Genomic DNA, 789 nt, shown 5'->3' on the forward strand with positions numbered 1-789 from the left:
TCCGCAGTGTACACCTTCTTTGACCCCACATTGCCTGAGCGCAGCCTGGGGGTCATGGCGTTGCTATGGCAAATCGAACAATGCCAACGATTACAACTTCCCTACCTGTATCTGGGCTACTGGATCCGTCAATGCCAGAAAATGAGCTACAAAAGCCAGTATCAGCCCCTGGAAATTCTCGCCAGCGGGAGCTGGAAAGAGCACACCGCCCCCAGTAATTCCGGGGGTTAAGCCCTCGACCCAAGCCTTTTTCCAACTTCTTTTGCAGCCAAGGCCCTTTTACGGCACAATTGCGCGTCGCTAATAGCCGGTAACCCAAGGTATTTGTTGGATGGCGAAAGAAGAGCAAATCGAACTCGAAGGTGTCATCGTTGATACCCTGCCCAACACGATGTTTCGTGTGAAGCTGGACAACGGTCATGTAATTACGGCCCATATCTCCGGGAAGATGCGTAAGTTCTATATCCGCATCCTCACAGGGGATCGTGTAAAAGTGGAAATGTCTCCCTATGACCTCACCAAGGGACGCATCACTTTCCGGATGAAATAACCCGGAACGGCTCCGGCCGAATACACCCACAAAAAAACCCGGCATTGCCGGGTTTTTTTGTTGTCTGTGCGTTGATGGAAAACGAGCGGAGCGCCTTTCGTAAAAGAAAGGCGCCCGCCACTTCTGTTTACGCGGGCTCCGCTGTGGCCGCTTCCACGGAAAGCACCAGCTCCCCGTCTTTTTCGGTGATATTGACCTGCCCACCGGCACCCGCCAATTCGCCAAACAGCAGTTTCTCT

General features: G+C 53.0%; 1 protein-coding gene and 1 pseudogene. Both read left to right on the forward strand.

What is annotated here, in order from left to right; translation table 11 throughout:
- Positions 1–231 (forward strand): annotated as a pseudogene (locus tag A3754_RS01935) (arginyltransferase); the annotation flags it as partial.
- Between the two features lie 100 nt (positions 232–331).
- Complete coding sequence (gene infA, locus A3754_RS01940; protein WP_007149029.1) at positions 332–550, forward strand: translation initiation factor IF-1; 219 nt, start codon at positions 332–334, stop codon at positions 548–550.
- Positions 551–789 lie beyond the last annotated feature (239 nt).

The sequence above is a fragment of the Alcanivorax sp. HI0083 genome (genome assembly GCF_001635175.1).

Excerpts from the sequence above, each read along its gene's own strand:
- infA (WP_007149029.1), top strand. The coding sequence starts at position 332 with ATGGCGAAAGAAGAGCAAATCGAACTCGAAGGTGTCATCGTTGATACC.